Here is a 19,197-nt window from a genome sequence, read left to right on the forward strand (position 1 = left end):
GATGCTCACATTTCTTGCATCCATCTGTATTCTAGTAGTTGGCTATTTCATTTATTCAAAGGTGGTAGAAAAGATTTTCGGTGTTGATGATTCAAATGTGACACCTGCATTTGCCAAAAAAGACGGCTTGGATTATATGCCTATGAGCTGGTGGAAAGCAAGCCTGGTTCAACTCTTGAACATTGCGGGGTTAGGTCCGATCTTCGGGGCAATACTAGGGGCATTGTATGGTCCTGTAGCCTTTATATGGATTGTCATCGGTACATTGTTCGCAGGTGCTGTTCATGATTATTTCTCCGGGATGCTTTCTCTTAGACATAATGGGGCACAGTTTCCTTTCATTGTAGGGAAATATTTAGGGAAGTCTCTCCAATCTCTCATGAATATTCTATCAATCGTATTAATGATTCTAGTAGCGGCTGCCTTCACTTCCGGACCCGCACAACTTATGGCAGAAGTGACACCGCTTAATTTTATGACATGCCTGGTCCTGATCTTTACATATTTTCTGATTGCAACAGTATTACCGATCAATAAAATCATCGGCAGGATTTATCCGGTTTTTGGAGCAATTTTAATTTTTATGGCGGTAGCAATCGGAATCGGTTTATTCTTCTTTGAACATCCGATACCGAATTTATCATTTAAAAACATGCATCCTGCTGAACTGCCTTTGTGGCCACTTTTGATGGTTACAGTTTCCTGCGGTGCCATTTCGGGATTCCATTCCACACAAAGCCCTATTTTGGCAAGGACGCTTAAAAGAGAGAGCGAAGGACGAAAAGTATTTTATGGGGCCATGGTTGCTGAAGGAATCATCGCTTTGATTTGGGCTGCAGCGGGTATGGCATTCTTCAATGGAACAGGCGGTCTTCAAGAAGCACTTGCTTCGGGAGGACCCGCAGGTGTAGTCAATGAGATAAGTAAAACGACATTGGGGACGCTCGGTGGAATACTGGCGATCCTTGGTGTTATCATTCTGCCTGTGACAACGGGGGATACTGCACTCAGATCCTCCCGGATGATGCTTGCTGATTTATTAACTGACCTAACAAAGAAGGATGTAGAAGGAAAGTGGTTGCCGATACTATTGGTTGTGCCAGTCGCAGTACCTACATTCCTCTTGACTCAAATCGATTATACCTTTCTATGGAGATATGTCGGCTGGTCGAACCAGGTAGTTGCGACAGTCATGTTATGGACGGCAGCCATTTATTTATTGCAAAAAGCAAAATTTCACTGGATATGCAGTGTGCCAGCTTTATTTATGACAGGGGTGGTGAGCACCTACATTTTTTATGCCCCAGAGGGGTTTGGGCTTTCCTATTCCACTTCGATGATGCTTGGATCGATCATATGGTTAGCTGTTTTGACTTGGTTTATTATACAAGTAAAAAGATACAGACCAGTAAGGCACCAATCACTGAAAATGAGATCTGTAAATTCATAACTTCGACAAAAAACAGCCTTTTCGATAGATTAGGCTGTTTTTTTATGATTGAAATTTCTCCGCTGGAATGGTACCGATCAAGGGGAAGAGGGGGATGCTAAGAATTTTGTCGAATAAAAACTGAATATTTTTAATATTTAATTAAATTATTCTACAAAATTCGCAACGTGAGTATGGTACTTTATGAGAAACGGACAAGAAGACTTTTTAAAAAAAGAATATACATAGTGACAAATGATGAAGGACGTTCATTTTACAAAATGTTTAGTGCAATAAGAATCGGTACGAGTTAAAATAAAGTGAAAATAATAAAAATTCAGAAATTAATTATTGGATGAAATCTAGTAAGTGTAAGTTCATGCAACAAAAAATAATGAAAGCGCTTACTATTTTTATATAATCTAAACGTATAGGGGGAAATGTAATGTCGGATTTGGTAACGATTGGCCTGATTCAGGCTTCTCATGATGTGGATGGAAGTGAGGCGGTTGAAACCCATAAGGAGCAGGCAATTAAAAAACATATATCCTTGGTGAGGGATGCAGCGAAAAAAGGTGCTCAAATAATATGCCTGCAGGAAATTTTCTATGGTCCCTACTTTTGCTCCGAACAAAATCCCAAATGGTATGATTCTGCTGAAGAAATCCCAAATGGTCCTACTACAAAACAATTTCAGGAATTAGCCAAAGAACTCAGTGTCGTAATCGTCCTGCCTATATATGAACGGGAAGGTATCGCCACTTATTATAATACGGCAGCAGTCATCGATGCAGATGGATCGTACCTTGGGAAGTACAGAAAGCAACATATTCCCCACGTGGGAGTCGGGGAAGAAGGATACGGATTCTGGGAGAAATATTATTTCAAACCAGGAAACCTTGGGTATCCGGTATTTGATACGGCTTATGCGAAAGTAGGGGTCTATATTTGTTATGACAGACATTTTCCTGAAGGAGCACGGTTACTGGGGTTGAAAGGTGCGGAAATCGTGTTCAATCCATCTGCGACTGTAGCCGGCCTTTCAGAATATTTATGGAAACTTGAACAGCCTGCTCATGCAGTGGCAAACGGTTACTATTTAGGAGCCATCAATCGAGTGGGGTATGAAGGTCCCTGGAATATGGGTGAATTTTATGGCCAATCGTATCTGGTCGATCCAAGAGGAGGCTTTGTTTCAGTTGGAAGCAGGGACCAGGATGAGGTGGTCATAGGAGAGATGAATAAAAAATTATTAAGGGAAGTACGGGATACATGGCAGTTCTACCGTGACCGCAGGCCGGAAACCTATAATGATATGACTGCTTTACTGCCTTAATATCATGAAGTTATGCATCGTTAGAACATAATCAAGTTTTTATCTCTATGAAATGAAGAGGGGGAAGTCAATATGTCCAGTACACCTTCGTTACTCAATCTCGAGAAGAATTTTCTTGAAGCTCATGAGGGCTTATCGGGCAGAGAGGCAGTGGAAGAGGCGAATCGTTGTTTGTATTGCTACGATGCGCCGTGCATTCAAGCCTGTCCCACTGGTATCGATATACCATCATTTATTAAAAAAATCGCTTCGGGGAACTTAAAGGGGTCCGCAAAGACAATCATGTCTGCCAATCCTGTCGGGGCCAGCTGCTCCAGGGTCTGTCCAACAGAGGAGCTTTGTGAAGGGGCTTGTGTATTGAACCATTCCACAAAGCCGATCATGATTGGGGACTTACAGAGGTATGCAACAGATTGGGCAAGGCATAATGAGACGGTTCTATTCGAAGCAGGAGAAGGAAATGGGAAGAGTGTGGGGATTATCGGAGGGGGGCCAGCCGGCCTTTCAGCTGCAAGAGAGCTTGCCCGATTTGGATATGCAGTCACCATTTATGAGGCTGAAAAAGAGGCAGGTGGGTTAAATACCTATGGCATCGTTTCCTTCCGCCTTCCTCAAAGTATATCCTACTGGGAAGTGGAGCAAGTAAAGAAATTGAATGTTGATATCCGGACGAATGTAAAGGTAGGTCAAGATATTTCCGCTGAAGATATTACCTCAAGACATGACTTTGTCATTCTTGCTGCCGGAATGTCCGCTGTCCCGGATTTGAAAATTCAAGGAGAAGACCTGCATGGTGTGCATGATGCCATTGAATTTGTGAAGGAAACCAAAAGTGGCAGCTTGAATCACAATTATGTGGGTAAAAAAGTAGTCGTCATCGGTGCAGGGAACACCGCCATTGACGGAGCGACTTGTTCAGTGCGGTTAGGAGCGGAGAATGTAAAAATCCTATACCGACGAACAAAAGAAGAAATGACAGCTTATGATTTTGAATATGAATTTGCCAAGCAGGATGGAGTTGAATTCCGCTGGCTGACGGCTCCTCAAAGAATCATCGGAAATGAAGCCGGTGATGTTACCGGGATTGAATGCATCAAAATGGAGCTTGGTCAAGCAGGAAGGGATGGAAGAAGACGCCCGATTCCAGTCAGGGGCTCAGAATTTACTTTACCTGTTGATGTCGTCATCAAGGCGATCGGCCAAACAAGACATTTGAATTTGATAGAACAATTCGGGTTAGAACACTCAGATGGTGTCGTTAAGGTTGACCGTGAAACCTTCCAAACGTCAAATCCAAGGATTTTTGCCTGTGGGGATATTGTATTTGGAAAAGGTGTAGGAGAGGCCATGGTCGTTACGGCAGCTGAACAAGGAAAACAGGCAGCCTATCATTTACATGAGAAATGTACAGCTGTCAAAGTGAATTAAGAGTGTATTAGAGGGGGGATTTTCATGGCAAACTTAAACATCGATTTAGCTGGAATCAAATCACCAAATCCTTTTTGGCTGGCATCTGCACCACCAACCAATTCGGGTTATCAAGTTCAAAGGGCTTTCGAGGCAGGTTGGGGAGGAGCGGTCTGGAAGACATTAGGCGAACCTATCATAAACGTTTCTTCACGCTTTGCAGCTGTTAGCTTTAATGGCCAAAGGGTGGCGGGATTCAATAATATCGAACTTATTACCGATCGCCCACTTGAAGTGAATCTGAAAGAAATATATGAGACGAAGAAGAGGTTTCCGAATCACGCCATCATTGCTTCATTAATGGTTGAACCGAAACAGGAGAAGTGGCATGAAATTGTAAAGAAGGTAGAAGATGTTGGGGTTGACGGGTTAGAACTTAATTTCGGTTGCCCCCATGGGATGGCTGAACGGGGTATGGGCTCTGCTTCCGGTCAGGTACCAGAGCTTGTTGAGAAACAAACCCATTGGGCCAAGGAAGTGGCAAAGACCCCTGTCATTGTAAAGTTGACCCCAAATATTACGGATATTACCGTGACAGCTGAGGCTGCTGTACGAGGGGGAGCAGACGCTGTAAGCATGATCAACACCATCAATAGTCTTGCCGGAGTTGATCTTGATTCATGGAATACCATCCCTCACGTTGCTGGAAAAGGGGCACACGGAGGTTATTGTGGACCCGCGGTCAAGCCAATCTCCCTGAATATGGTGGCGGAGTGTGCAAGGAATCCGAGAATCAATGTCCCGATTTCAGGAATGGGTGGAGTGTCAAACTGGCAGGATGCAGTCGAATTCATGTTAATGGGTGCATCGGGAGTACAGGTGTGTACGGCCGCCATGCATCACGGTTTCAGGATCGTGGAGGATATGCTCGATGGTTTGAATAATTACCTTGATGAAAAAGGCATATCATCCGTGCAGGAAATCGTCGGTAAATCCGTTCCTAGATTTTCCGATTGGGGTAACCTTGACCTTAACTATAGTGTTGTGGCCAAAATCAATAACGATGTTTGCATCAATTGTAATAAGTGCCACATTGCATGTGAAGATACTTCTCACCAATGTATCGACATGCTAAAGGACCCCAGCGGAAATAGCATCTTGAAAGTTAGGGAAGAGGATTGCGTCGGATGTAATTTATGCTCGATTGTCTGCCCGGTTGACGGTGCCATCGATATGATAGAAGTTCCGAGCGGCCAAATGCCGATGACCTGGAATGATCGTCAGGCTGTGATGAGTAATCTATCAGGATCCAAAATGAATGCAGTGAAATAAATCAGGAGGTATTGTAATGGATAAAATCATTCAAAATGGAACAATCGTAACAGCAACAGACACGTATAAAGCCGATGTCCTCATTCAGGACGGAAAGATTGCAGCAATCGGCAAAGGATTTGAAACAGACAAAGCAGAAGTGATTGATGCCAGTGGGAAATATATCTTCCCTGGTGGGATTGATCCACATACCCATCTTGAGATGCCGTTCGGAGGAACGGTTTCAAAAGATGACTTTGAGAGTGGAACGATTGCGGCTGCATTCGGAGGGACGACCACACTGATTGATTTCTGCTTAACCAATAAGGGAGAACCGCTTCAAAATGCCATTGATACTTGGCATGCCAAATCAAAAGATAAAGCTGTAATCGATTACAGCTTCCATTTGATGATCGGGGAAATTAATCAGGAAGTCCTCTCTCAGCTGCCAGAAGTCATGGAGCAGGAAGGAATCACATCATTCAAAGTATTTATGGCTTATAAAAATGTATTCCAGGCAGACGATGAAACGCTATTTAGAACATTGATTGCTGCCCGCGAACTGGGTGCCCTTGTCATGGTACATGCTGAAAATGGCGATGTCATCGAGTATTTAACCGAAAAAGCTTTAGAAGAAGGCAAGACCGAGCCTATCTACCATGCACTGACGAGACCTCCCGAATTAGAAGGGGAAGCCACTGGCCGTGCAGCTAAATTAACAGGATTAGCGGATTCCCAATTATATGTCGTTCATGTTTCATGCTCTGAAGCAGTTGAACAGATTTCAGCTGCAAGAAGCAAGGGTTTGAATGTATGGGGGGAAACGTGCCCTCAGTACCTGGTCCTTGATCAAACCTATTTAGAACGCCCGAACTTTGAAGGGGCCAAATACGTTTGGTCGCCTCCACTAAGGGAGAAATGGCATCAAGATGTTCTGTGGAATGCATTGAAAAGCGGGCAGCTCCAGACATTGGGCTCTGATCAATGCTCATTTGATTTCCAGGGCCAGAAGGATCTTGGGAAAGAAGATTTCACTAAAATTCCGAATGGCGGACCTATCATTGAGGACCGTGTTTCCATATTATTCTCAGAAGGAGTTGAGAAAGGGCGAATAAGCTTGAACCAATTTGTGGATATCATGTCTACAAGGAGCGCAAAGTTATTTGGCTTGTATCCGCAGAAGGGGACAGTTGCCGTAGGTTCTGATGCCGATATCGTCATCTTTGATCCTGATGCCGAAAGAGTCATTTCTGCCGAGACCCATCATATGGCCGCTGATTATAACCCATTTGAAGGCATGAAGGTGAAAGGTGAACCGGTTTCTGTTTTATCTAGAGGTAAATATGTCATAAAAGATAAACAATTCGTAGGGAAATTGGGTTCTGGAAACTACATTAAGAGAGCGAAATACGGTAAGCTTCTTTCAAACGAAGAGAGTGAAGCACTACAATCCTCCAAGTCCTGATCATGCATTTCTTAACACATCCAACTTAAATGTAGAACTACTCCTGTGAGCTGATTGGAAGGAAGTCCAATACCTCCATCAGCTTGCCACTCTTGTATAAAGATTGGTTTTGCCATTCGAAGCAAACGAAAATGGGGTGTTCATGTTGAAAAGTAATTATTTAAAGTCTCCTGATCTACTACCGATTAAAGAAAGTGAAAGAAAAATCACAAAGCTTGGTTATTCATTTATGTGGGTAGGAATGGTTGTGGTTCTGGCAACCTTCGCCATCGGAGGGGCAGGAGTCGTATCATTGCCTTTACCACTTGTAGTTCTTGCCACGATCATCGGTTCTCTTGCCATCGGGTTTTTTATTACCTTAACCGGTGATATCGGGATCGAGCACGGAGTATCTTTCCCTGTCTACATGAGGGCACCATTCGGTACGATAGGAACCCACATCCCTTCAGTTGTTCGGGGACTCGCGGCTTCCATGTGGTTTGGAATCAACACATATTTCGGAGCGACAGCGATGAATGGAATTCTTAATATTTTATCTGGATTTGATAATTGGTTTGTTTGTTTCCTGATCTTTGCTGTTCTTCAATTGGTAAACACGGCCCTTGGAATAAAAGCGGTAGAACGTTTTGCAGACCTTGCTGCTCCGGTCATCATCTTAATTTCGGTTTGGATGTATTCTTCTTTATCTGAATCCGCTGCGAGTCAGGGAAGAGATATATGGAGCTGGGTGGAGAGTCCTGTGACGGGTGCTGCCACTATTACTGCATTTCTGGTTGTGATCTTTAGTAATATGGGATTTTGGGCGACACTCTCAGCTGATATCCCGTCCATTTCCCGCTTCATGAAAGCTCCAAGTAATGAGCGGAACTGGTTCAAGAGAAATCGGAGTTCATTGATTGGCAACCTTGTAGCCCTTCCAATCACTCAAGCATTTATGGTATTGATAGGTGGGATCTCTTATATCGCCGTTTTAAATTATGATCCAGTGGTCGCCCTGCAGGAAGCAGCCGGCGGGTTTGTTTTAGGAATACTCCTGCTTATGATCGTCCTGGCACAGTGGTCCACGAATATTGCTGCGAATATTGTTCCTGCAGCCACTATCTTTTCCAATGTAGGAGGACCGAAATTCCCTTTCTGGGCAGGTGTCTTAACTGCAGGCATAGTAGGCACAATCGTACAGCCATGGAATCTTTTCGGTGTGATCATCCCGGTACTATTGTTTGTAGGGGGCATTTTATCCGCGATTGTCGGAATATTAATATCAGATTACTACTTCATAAGAAAAAGAAGGGTCAATGTACCTGATCTATACGAAGATAGAGGACAGTTCAGCTATATGAATGGAGTAAACCTTGCAGGTTTTATTGCATGGATACTTGGAGCGGTCGCTTCCTATTTCGTCCCGAATTTTTCGTTTTTAGTGGGATTTGGTGTCGGTGCCCTTTCTTATTACGTATTAGCAAAATTCTGGTGGTTCAAAAAATATGAGCAGGCAGAGCTTTCAGATCCTAGTGATGAGAAATATCTGGGGCTGTCTGTAGGTCGGGATTGGGTCATTGAAGAAGAGCATGAACCGGTCATCGAAAAATCCCCCACGGGCACAAGTTTTTCCTAAGTAGAAATAAAAATCCCCCATAGAAGATTATGAAAGGGTGTCGAGATGTCCGATTATCAAGAGTTTTTAAGTGAAAGGGATAAGATTGATTTTCTTTTGCAGAAAGGATTCAAAATTGAGAAAGTCACTGAAAATCTTAGTGGGGCGTTCGTCGTTTTTAAGCATACTGAAAATAAAAGAAGTGCCACTCTGCATGTGAAAACGGCGAATGCACGAAAGTATTTTTCAAATCTCTTATTTCATACACAATAATAATACAGGGGGGCTTTTGATGAGTGACTTAATTTTCGATTCTGGTAATGAATGGTCACCGCGCACTCAAAATATGCAAACGACGGATGAATTCATAGACTGGCTGTTATCCGTCTTGTCTTCAGAACACCTGACAGAAGAAGATTTAGTGAAATGGTGGAATGAAGAGATACAGTTTGCAATCCCCCATTTTGAAGAAAAGTGAAGGATTGGTTCTGCCAATCCTTTTTCTCCATTTACTGAGAAAGGAGTAGAGGATGAAGAGTCATTACTATTTTTCAGTGGAAGATATTCTGGGAAGAAAATACTTTGAACATGCTAAAGTGATTGCTGGACAGAAGGGGCTCTCTAGACAGGTCAAATGGGTGCATGTAGTGGAAGTCACCTCGATAAAGAACCTGCTTAACGGAAATGAGTTAATTTTGTCAACTGGCCTTGCCCTGCAGGAAGAAGAGAGTTTCCTTTCTCTTATACATCAGTTGGTAGAGTGTGAGGCAGCTGCTATCTGTATCGAGCTTGATACGAATATCTCAACCATTCCGAAATCTGTATTGAAATGTGCCGATGCGTTTAATTTCCCTATCATTGTCTTTGAGAGAGAAGTTCCATTTGTCAGTATCACACAGGATATACATGCTGTCATAATCAATCAACAATATGAGATGATTAAGAAACTTGATTCATTTGCTCAAAGTTTAAACAAGATGCTGCTTTCTATCAATCATTGTAAAGATATTCTTCAAGTGTTACATAAAGAGCTGGATGTAGTTGTCCTTTTTCAGGTGAAAGAGCAAGATGTAGAGGTTCACCCAAATATGTGTTCATCTGAAGAAAAGATCCTCCTTCAGAAATACTATAGTCACAAAAAGGCACAGGATCATCACTTTGCTTCGACGAAGGTGATCCTTTTTGATCAGGAATATGCCGAGCTTTTCATGTATCGTTTCAATCATCCTTTTAGTGAGTATGAGCTGTTAGTCCTGGATCGAACATCAACGGCACTCGCTCAATATCTAATGAGGGAACTGTATTTTCATGAACAAAAACGACTGGAAGAATCGAAATGGATCATGTCATGGTTAAAAGGGGATCAATCATACGAGAGACTTGCCACGTTCATGGATGAGCAGAATAGTGCAATTCATGGTGGAGTCGTATGTGTCTTACAGACTCATAACTTGGAAGAGAAAGAGACATTAGATTTAACCTTTTTCAACCTGGTGACAAAAAGTATTTTCGAACAATTCGGATTCCAACTCGTACCTGAAAGAATCGGGAAAGATTTAATCTTTATTCTCCTGGATACCCGGAGAAGCGGCGATTGGAAGTCCAGATTGACTAACGCGTATGAAAAGATTCTTAAATCAGGTTTCTTTACAACTTCAACCGGTGCAGTATTTGCTACTGGTAAGTATCAATTGGAAATGATGGACATTCATAAGAGTTATGAAACGGCTAAAGAGACTCTTAAGTTCCGCTCAAAAAAGGCAGGAAGGGAAAATTATTATTTCTTTGATGACCTTCATTTGCACAGGTTGATATCAATCGTAAATGAGAATGTGAATCTATGGGAAATGATAGAGGAGTATCTTTCCCCCTTACTCCATTATGACCGGGAGAATGCTGGGAATTTAATGAAGACACTTAAAATTTTTCTGTCTTGTCAGGGGTCTAAACAAGAAACATCAAAAAAGTTATTTATTGTAAGACAAACACTTTACCATCGTCTTAAGAAAATAGAAGATCTCCTGGGCGAGGATTTCATGTCTTCGGATAAACGGGTGACAATTGAATTTCTGCTGGCTGCTCATGAGTACTTGCAGCCACTTAGCCTTATAGAAAAAACGAAGATAAATTAAAAGGGATCCTTAGACGATTCATTTGGCCAACGAGTGAAAGTGTCCTATGAAAATGCATGGTTATTTTACACAATGTCTAATGAAACCCCTACCAACTTCTTTCATAATGAAAGTATCGAACATACAGAAAGTTCTGCACTTCGTTGAAAACATTTATTACAAAGAGTATTAAGGAGGAACTGAATATGACTGTAATAAAAAAGGATGTAGCCGTATTGAAGAATTATATTGGTGGTAAATGGGTGGATTCCCTCAGCTCACAAACTTTAGAGGTCCTGAATCCTGCCACGAATGAAGAGATTGCCAGAGTACCGATCTCAACGAAAGAAGATGTAGCGATGGCTGTGAAAGCCGCCAAGGATGCTTCACGAACATGGAAGAAGACTCCTGTGCCAAAACGAGCCCGCATCCTTTACAAATATCACTCCCTGCTTTCAGAGAATCACGATGAGTTGGCTAAGCTTGTGGTACAAGAAAATGGAAAAGCATTCAAAGAAGCTTATGGAGAAGTCCAGCGTGGATTGGAATGTGTCGAATTTGCTTGCGGTGCACCTACTTTAATGATGGGTGAGACCCTCAGCGGGATCGCGGAAGATATTGACTCGGAAATGTTTCGTTATCCCCTGGGTGTTGTAGGCGGGATTACCCCTTTCAACTTCCCTATGATGGTCCCGCTATGGATGTTCCCACTTGCCATTGCATGTGGAAATACGTTCGTATTGAAGCCGTCTGAAAGAACCCCGATTCTAGCCAACAGGCTGGCAGAGTTATTGACAGAGGCGGGTATGCCGGATGGAGTCTTAAATGTTGTCCACGGGGCCCATGATGTTGTCAATGGCTTATTGGAGAATAAGGATGTCGCCGCCATATCCTTTGTCGGTTCCCAGCCGGTAGCGAAGTATGTATACCAACAAGCCGCTTCTCAAGGGAAAAGGGTGCAGGCACTTTCCGGAGCAAAGAATCACCACATCGTCATGCCCGATGCGGATTTAAATAAAGCGGCAGAGCATATCATCAGCTCAGCATTCGGAAGTGCAGGTCAGAGGTGCATGGCTTGCAGTGCGGTTGTCGTGGTAGGTGAAAATGAAGAGTTCGTGCAGGCTTTAAGTAAAAAAGCAGATGAATTATGCATCGGCAATGGAATGGATGAGGAAGTACTGCTTACTCCGGTCATTCGAAAGGAAAATCGCGAAAAAACTCTTGGGTATATTGATGAAGGAATCAAGGGAGGGGCGTCCCTCATAAGGGATGGCCGAAAAGAAATGGATGATTTCAAGGAAGGGAACTTCTTAGGTGCAACGATCTTCGACCATGTGACACCGGAAATGACGATTGCGAAGGAAGAAATGTTTGCCCCGATCCTTAGTTTATTGAGGGCAGAAGATTTAGATCAGGGATTGGATTACATCCGACAGTCAAGGTATGGTAATGGTGCAACGATATATACGAAAGACGCTGGCGCCGTTCGTCAGTTCAGGGAGGAAGCAGACGCAGGGATGCTTGGCATCAATGTGGGGGTACCTGCTACAATGGCATTCTTCCCATTTTCGGGGTGGAAGGATTCTTTCTATGGGGATATGCATGTAAACGGTAAAGATGGAGTAAATTTCTATACTAGGAAGAAAATGATTACTTCTCGATTTGATTTTTAATCAGGGTAAGGGGGAATCTTCATGGTAAAAGCAGGTCAATCTCAAGATGTATGGTCAAAGAGGGATGAAAAACTCATCTGGCACTCCATGAAACCATATAATCCCGACGGAACAATGGTTGTGACAGAATCCCACGGGTCGTGGATAACAGACCAGGACGGTAAGAAGTATCTCGATGGTATGGCGGGGTTATGGTGTGTAAACGTCGGGTATGGGCGACAGGAATTAGCAGAGGCTGCTTACGAGCAACTAAAAAAAATGGCTTATTTTCCTCTTACCCAAAGTCATCAGCCAGCCATTGAACTTGCAGATAAATTAAACGGGTTACTCGGTGATGACTATGTGATTTTCTTTTCTAACAGTGGATCAGAAGCCAATGAAACGGCCTTTAAGATCGCCCGTCAGTATCATCAGCAAAAAGGTGATCACGGAAAATATAAGATCTTCTCCAGGTATAGAGGGTATCATGGGAATTCTATGGGAGCACTAGCCGCTACAGGGCAGGCTCAGCGCAAATATAAGTATGAACCATTGGCTCCTGGGTTTCATCATGTTGCCCCTCCGGACGCATATCGTGATGAAGTGAAAGGCGGGGATTCCCGGGACCTTCCTGGAGTAAAGGCCATTGATCAGGCCATGACATGGGAATTGAGTGAAACAGTGGCTGCTCTGATTATGGAACCCATCATAACCGGCGGGGGGATCCTCATGCCTCAGGAGGGCTATATGAAGGCAGCCAAGGAAGTTTGTGAGAAGCATGGTGCCCTTCTAATAGTGGATGAAGTCATTTGTGGATTTGGAAGGACGGGAAAGGCGTTCGGCTTTATGAACTATGACGTCAAACCGGATATCATTACGATGGCAAAAGGGATTACCAGTGCATATCTACCTCTTTCCGCTACAGCTGTAAAGCGTGAAATCTATGAAGAATTTAAGGGTTCTGAGGAATATGATTATTTTCGCCATATCAACACATTTGGAGGAAATCCTGCAGCCTGTGCCCTTGCTCTAAAAAACATTGAAATCATGGAAAATGAAAAGCTTTTTGAACGGTCGGCAGACCTGGGGGAAAAAGCATTAAACACGTTAATAAATCATCTGCAAGATCACCCGTATGTAGGGAATGTAAGAGGAAAGGGATTATTGATCGGGATCGAGATGGTGACTCTAAAGGATACCAAGGAACCATTAGACCTTAATAAGGTAAATGCTGTCATTGGATACTGTAAACAGCAAGGAGTCATCATTGGGAAAAATGGTGCCACTGTCGCAGGATTCAATAATGTTCTGACTCTATCCCCACCTCTAAATATTGAAGAAGAAGATCTAGATCGATTGGTATCAACTGTCATTGAAGGTATTCGGCAATTGAATTAATTAAGTGAAGGCATCTGCACATGCAGATGCCTTCTTTTTGATGTGAATGTTAGAATTTATTAGTATTGAATGCACCACTTGGAGTAGCGCGGTGCGTTTAATCTTGTAGTGAGTGATCGACTTGTTTTTCTTGCGGTAATTCCTGGGAAGCACTTGGAACCCTTCTTTTTTTCACATTGATGAGGTCCGAGGAATGGACGGTAATGATCACTTGCCCCCCTATTATTTTTGCCCGAATAAGAAGGGGCTGGTTGTAAGCATTCTTAAAGGTGAAGTCAGGACCGTACCAGCTGACCGTAGCATCCCTGCCTTTGGGTACGTATGGAACTCGTTTGGAATGGTGGTAACGTTCTAAAATGGAAACGCCCGCTTGATCCACTGCATTATATAAAGTGGATGATACCTGGCAGATACCTCCTCCAATATCTTCAGATAGTTCCCCTTTTACAATGACAGGCGCTTTTTTATATCCCTTTTCTTTCGTTCTTTTCCCCACTACTTTATTAAAAGAGAACACTTCCCCAGGAAACACCACCGTATTGTTGATTTTCTCGGTTGCCAAGGTTATATTTTCTGTCCTCTCTTCATTATGAGTATTAAAGTACGTGACATATTGTCCAATCGTTTGTGTTCGGATGTGCGCGAGAATCTCACTATCCACCTTGGGATAAAGAGTCAGCAAGGGAGGATCGACTCTAGCAGATCCCTTTGAGAAAAGGAAATCTTCCATCAGCTCACGAAATTTTCTTTCATTAAGCTTATATCCCGCCTCTTCGGAAACGATCCTGCCGTGTACGTTAATATAGGCATTTTGAGGAGGATGATAGACCATATTCTGCAGGTGAGAAACAACCTTCTCATAATGTTTTTCATTCATTAATGGTTCATCCAGCAACTTTACATCCAAGTCCTGTCGATCCACAGAAACAATTGCTTGATTTGGAATATCGATATGTATTTGATCAAGGTCTTCCATTGCCGGAATCACTAACAGTCCCATTGCAGCCAATTTAACCAATAGCATGTGAACCCTTCCTTTCGTTGGTAGTATCCGTTAAGTCGGTCCGTTTCATGTTCAGCTTTATTTGCCAAAAATTGAGTGAATGAAGTGGCAATTTCCTGACAAAAACTAAGGAAAAAAAGAGGTTTCGTACATGCTTTATATATTGAGAGTTGCCTTTGTCGCGTCATTGCTTTTATTCTTGGGAGGAGAGTCGGCAGGAGCTGTGCCAAGTTTTCAAGTGGAGATCCTTCCCTGGGAACAAGTAAAGGAAATCATTCCAAATAAATCCTATTTTACAATTATTGATGTGGAGACCGGACTGTCTTTTGAAGTCCAAAGACGAGCAGGAAGTAAACATGCGGATGTGCAGCCTGTTACAGAAAAAGATACGAAAATAATGAAGGAAATCTACGGTGGAACATGGAGCTGGGATCGTCGTGCGATACTTGTATTGGTGAATGACCAGCTCATTTCTGCATCCATGAATGGAATGCCCCATGGAGCCGGAGCCCTCCAAAATAATTTTCCAGGACATTTCTGTGTCCATTTTTATGGAAGTACGACCCATAAGACACCCACTCCAGATTTAGCCCATAAGGTCATGATATTGAAAGCGGGAGGTGAACTTGACGGGTTTTTGTACCGTTTAGATCCCTATGAATTGATCAGTGTCCTGGAGCTTGCTATTAATCAACAGGATGAAGAACTACTTTCACAAATAATGACGGGAAACAAACGTTTCATAAAAAAGACCCTGGCATCCGTGAAGCATATCAAGGTTACACAAAGGTCGCTTCTTCCTGTAGAGGATTTGCCTTCCCTGGTGGCCATGAAATATCAGTTCAGGGTGAAATGGATCCGTTCCAATCAAGCCCAAGAGGAAAAAAACATTCAGTTTTATTTTCGCAAAAATACATTGGAGGATCAGTGGAGAATAGATGGGCAAACATTTGCCAGTGAGATAAAGTAATGGAATCTTGAGCTAACATTATTTCCCTCCAGTGGATGAAATCTTATCCTTCATTTGTGTTATTTTAGGGCAAAACAGGGAAAAGGGTATGTAAATGAATCGTGGAGGGAAAGAGTCGATGTTGGAGTTCGTCATGAATTTAATAAAGGAGTTAGGTATGTGGGGGTTATTCGCCGGAAATGCCATTGAAGCATCCTCGCTGCCTTTTCCAGGTGCCCTTGTCACGCTCACCTATGGATATGTACTGGATCCATCCTGGATTAAGCTAATCATCTTGGCAATCGCAAGCAGTGTAGTTTATACCATATTTAGTTACATCCCATATGGCATCGGATTTAAGCTAAAGGATAAAATAAAAGAGAAAACGAGCTCAAAGAAAATCGAAAAGGGTCAGAAATGGTTCCGGAAATGCGGTTTATGGAGCATAGCCATAACGAGGCCTCTTGGAATCGGTAATTATATCTCGTATGTTGCAGGGATCAGTAAAGTGAATAAATGGAAATTTGGTGGGTTAACTTTTATAGGAATATTCCCGATTACCCTCACGATGTTAATTGTCGGGAAAAATGGAAATTTGAAATCCGTCCAATCCATGATGAGCCATGTCCAAACTTATCTTCTACTCGGTGGGGCAGTCGTCATCACCGGTTACTTATTATATAAATTTTTGTATAAGAGAAAAGCAAAGTCCAATTGTTTACAAGATGAATCAAGTATTGCAAAGCAAGCAGAATAGCCCGTTGAAAGTTCGCTCCTGATGGTAGGAAGCGAATTTTTTTTGAATTTCTGTCATCCCATGCGCTTCCTCAATCTACTACATGCTTCAACCCTTGTCCGTATGATATAATGAATAGTCGAGAAAAGCAGATTTACTTGGAAAGGTTTGGATGAACCATGACACAATATACACCAATGATAAAACAATATTTACAAGTAAAGGCAGAATACCAGGATGCCTTTTTATTTTTTCGTTTAGGTGATTTTTATGAGATGTTTTTTGATGATGCCGTTAGAGCTTCGCAGGAACTTGAAATAACGTTGACAAGCCGTGATGGGGGAGGAAAGGAACGAATTCCCATGTGCGGTGTACCGTATCATTCTGCTCCTAATTACATAGAGCAACTTATCAATAAAGGATTTAAAGTAGCCATATGCGAACAGACAGAAGATCCAAAACAAGCCAAGGGGGTCGTCCGAAGAGAAGTGGTTCAGCTCATTACACCAGGGACGGTTATGGATGGTAAAGGGTTGAATGATAAAGAAAACAACTATATTGCTTCAGTAACCGAATTTGGAGATCACACCTATGGACTTGCCTATAGCGATTTAACCACGGGGGAAACAAAGGTTACCGTTGTGACAGACGGCCTTCAAGCTCTGTTGAATGAATTATCAACGATCGGGGGGAAAGAAGTCGTTATCCACCCAGATCTTTCGGAAGAAGTACAAGGAAAGATTAAAGAAAGAAATGATATTACCTTATCATATGAAAAAGATTCCAGCCCGGGAGATGCTTTTTATCATCTCGTTGATCCATTGAAACAAGGAAAGCTCATTAAAGCTTCGTCCCTTCTATTTCATTATCTCTTCCGTACACAGAAGAGAAGCTTGGATCACCTTCAGATCGCGGAGCCGTATCAGCTTAATCATTATATGAAAATGGATTACTATTCAAAGCGGAACCTGGAGCTGACGGAAACAATCCGGTCCAAAGGAAAGAAAGGATCCCTGTTATGGCTTTTGGATGAAACCATGACTGCCATGGGAGGTCGACTCTTAAAGCAATGGATCGATCGTCCACTCATTAACAAACAAGAAATCGAGAAGCGTCAGACCGTAGTGGAAGTATTATTGGAACGTTTTTTCGAAAGACAGGATCTGAGAGACCGTTTAAAAGAGGTGTACGATCTGGAGAGGCTTGCAGGGCGGGTTGCCTTCGGTAATGTCAATGCACGTGATTTAATCCAATTGAAGAAATCTTTGCAGCAAATACCCGTGCTAAAGCACCTTGTAGAGTCTTTGGGAAATGAAGCAACAGATGAGCTTGTCAATAGGCTGGATCCTTGTGAAGAATTGACAGATCTCCTGGAACAGGCATTAGTAGAAAACCCCCCCCTATCTATTAAAGAAGGAAGCTTGATTCAGGACGGATATCATGATGAACTGGATCAATATCGAGATGCTAGTAAAAACGGGAAATCGTGGATTGCACAGCTTGAACGGGATGAAAGGGAACGCACCGGGATCAGGTCTCTCAAGGTAGGGTTTAACCGGGTATTTGGTTACTATATTGAAGTGACGAGAGCGAACCTTCAACACCTTGAAGAAGGTCGCTATGAACGGAAACAAACGTTAACGAATGCTGAACGGTTTATCACCCCAGAATTAAAAGAGAAGGAATCGCTTATCCTGCAAGCTGATGAAAAGAGCGTGGACTTGGAATACGAATTATTCCTGGGGATTCGCGAGAGGGTTAAGGAATTTATCCCCCGTCTTCAACAACTGGCGAAACTTGTCAGTGAGTTGGACGTCCTGCAGTGTTTCGCAACAGTCAGTGAGAAACGTCATTACACTCGCCCTATTTTTAATGATGAAAGAAGGATCTTACTGAAAGAAGGACGTCATCCCGTGGTGGAAAAAGTCATGGGTGCCCAGGAATATGTCCCGAATGATTGTTATATGGATCAAGAAAGCGAAGTGTTCCTTATAACCGGGCCGAATATGTCGGGAAAGAGCACTTATATGAGACAGGTGGCCCTAACGAGCATCCTTGCTCAAATCGGCTGTTATGTCCCTGCCAGTGAGGCAAACCTGCCTATATTCGATCAAGTGTTCACCCGAATCGGAGCTGCAGATGACTTGATCTCCGGGCAGAGTACATTCATGGTAGAAATGCTTGAAGCGAAGAATGCGATTATTCACGCCACTCAACAGAGTCTCATTCTTTTCGATGAAATTGGACGTGGAACTTCAACTTATGACGGGATGGCACTGGCACAAGCGATCATTGAATACATTCATGAACATATTGGGGCGAAAACCCTGTTCTCTACTCACTACCATGAACTGACAGTGCTTGAGGAAGAGCTACAAAAAGTGAAAAACGTTCATGTAAGTGCGATGGAGCAAAACGGTAAGCTTGTATTCCTTCATAAAATTAAAGAAGGTGCGGCAGATAAGAGTTACGGAATACATGTTGCGGAGCTTGCCGAATTGCCTGAAGTCTTAATTCGGAGAGCGAATGAAATTCTTCTTGATCTTGAACGGAAAGAAGACCAAATATCTTCCAATGAAGTGGCTGTTTCCAAGGAAACGACTACAGAGATAAAGGAAAAAAGTGTAGAAGATCTTGCACAGCTATCCTTCTTTGAGACAGAGAAGTTGGGTGTAAAGGAAAAACTCACATCTAAAGAGAAGAAATGTTTGGATGAACTGAAGAAACTGGACATTCTGGAGATGACGCCACTGGACGCCATGAACACTCTATATGGTATCCAAAAGAAATTAAAGCAGTAAGGGGG

The 19,197-nt window shown here is 42.7% G+C and carries 15 protein-coding genes; 14 read left to right on the forward strand and 1 reads right to left on the reverse strand.

Annotated elements, in window-relative coordinates; all coding sequences use genetic code 11:
• The first annotated feature begins 1 nt into the window (after position 1).
• The 11 genes from SLH55_RS10980 (at position 2) to SLH55_RS11030 (ending at position 13,703) form a co-directional block, all read left to right on the forward strand.
• A complete protein-coding gene (locus SLH55_RS10980) occupies positions 2-1,450 on the forward strand; it encodes a carbon starvation protein A (protein WP_219168777.1) in 1,449 nt (482 codons plus the stop codon).
• Positions 1,451-1,874: 424 nt separating this feature from the next.
• Entirely contained in the window at positions 1,875-2,765 is an 891-nt protein-coding gene (locus tag SLH55_RS10985) for a nitrilase-related carbon-nitrogen hydrolase (protein WP_219168776.1), read from the forward strand.
• 72 nt (positions 2,766-2,837) lie between these two features.
• Positions 2,838-4,193, forward strand: a complete 1,356-nt coding sequence (locus SLH55_RS10990; RefSeq protein ID WP_320323383.1) for an NAD(P)-dependent oxidoreductase — start codon at positions 2,838-2,840, stop codon at positions 4,191-4,193.
• A 24-nt stretch (positions 4,194-4,217) separates the two neighbouring features.
• Positions 4,218-5,504: an NAD-dependent dihydropyrimidine dehydrogenase subunit PreA gene (gene preA / locus SLH55_RS10995; protein ID WP_219168774.1), complete on the forward strand. Its 1,287-nt coding sequence runs from the start codon at positions 4,218-4,220 to the stop codon at positions 5,502-5,504.
• A 16-nt stretch (positions 5,505-5,520) separates the two neighbouring features.
• Positions 5,521-6,948: a dihydropyrimidinase gene (hydA, locus tag SLH55_RS11000; RefSeq protein ID WP_320323384.1), complete on the forward strand. Its 1,428-nt coding sequence runs from the start codon at positions 5,521-5,523 to the stop codon at positions 6,946-6,948.
• 145 nt (positions 6,949-7,093) lie between these two features.
• Positions 7,094-8,563 (forward strand): NCS1 family transporter, encoded by a 1,470-nt coding sequence (locus tag SLH55_RS11005; protein WP_219168772.1) that lies wholly within the window; start codon positions 7,094-7,096, stop codon positions 8,561-8,563.
• A 45-nt stretch (positions 8,564-8,608) separates the two neighbouring features.
• Positions 8,609-8,815, forward strand: a complete 207-nt coding sequence (locus tag SLH55_RS11010; protein WP_257475120.1) for a hypothetical protein — start codon at positions 8,609-8,611, stop codon at positions 8,813-8,815.
• Between the two features lie 19 nt (positions 8,816-8,834).
• Positions 8,835-9,020, forward strand: a complete 186-nt coding sequence (locus SLH55_RS11015) for a hypothetical protein (RefSeq protein ID WP_219168771.1) — start codon at positions 8,835-8,837, stop codon at positions 9,018-9,020.
• A 52-nt stretch (positions 9,021-9,072) separates the two neighbouring features.
• On the forward strand, positions 9,073-10,674 hold the full coding sequence (locus SLH55_RS11020; protein WP_320323385.1) for a PucR family transcriptional regulator: 1,602 nt from the start codon (positions 9,073-9,075) through the stop codon (positions 10,672-10,674).
• A 185-nt stretch (positions 10,675-10,859) separates the two neighbouring features.
• The gene (locus tag SLH55_RS11025; protein ID WP_320323386.1) at positions 10,860-12,326 is read left to right on the forward strand and encodes a CoA-acylating methylmalonate-semialdehyde dehydrogenase; all 1,467 of its coding nucleotides are present in this window, start codon (positions 10,860-10,862) and stop codon (positions 12,324-12,326) included.
• Between the two features lie 21 nt (positions 12,327-12,347).
• Entirely contained in the window at positions 12,348-13,703 is a 1,356-nt protein-coding gene (locus tag SLH55_RS11030) for an aspartate aminotransferase family protein (RefSeq protein WP_320323387.1), read from the forward strand.
• A gap of 97 nt (positions 13,704-13,800) precedes the next feature.
• Here the strand turns inward: SLH55_RS11030 and SLH55_RS11035 are convergent, their stop codons facing one another.
• Complete coding sequence (locus SLH55_RS11035) at positions 13,801-14,727, reverse strand: VanW family protein (RefSeq protein ID WP_320323388.1); 927 nt, start codon at positions 14,725-14,727, stop codon at positions 13,801-13,803.
• Positions 14,728-14,857: 130 nt separating this feature from the next.
• Between SLH55_RS11035 and SLH55_RS11040 the strand changes: the two genes are divergently transcribed.
• The 3 genes from SLH55_RS11040 to mutS all read left to right on the forward strand — a co-directional run bounded on the left by SLH55_RS11040 (position 14,858) and on the right by mutS (position 19,192).
• Positions 14,858-15,676: a hypothetical protein gene (locus SLH55_RS11040; protein ID WP_320323389.1), complete on the forward strand. Its 819-nt coding sequence runs from the start codon at positions 14,858-14,860 to the stop codon at positions 15,674-15,676.
• Between the two features lie 133 nt (positions 15,677-15,809).
• The gene (locus tag SLH55_RS11045) at positions 15,810-16,412 is read left to right on the forward strand and encodes a DedA family protein (protein ID WP_320323390.1); all 603 of its coding nucleotides are present in this window, start codon (positions 15,810-15,812) and stop codon (positions 16,410-16,412) included.
• Positions 16,413-16,570: 158 nt separating this feature from the next.
• Positions 16,571-19,192, forward strand: a complete 2,622-nt coding sequence (mutS, locus tag SLH55_RS11050) for a DNA mismatch repair protein MutS (protein WP_320323391.1) — start codon at positions 16,571-16,573, stop codon at positions 19,190-19,192.
• Positions 19,193-19,197: the final 5 nt, after the last annotated feature.

This window comes from Rossellomorea sp. YZS02 (assembly GCF_033963925.1).
In the GTDB taxonomy this organism is placed as follows: Bacteria; Bacillota; Bacilli; order Bacillales; family Bacillaceae_B; genus Rossellomorea.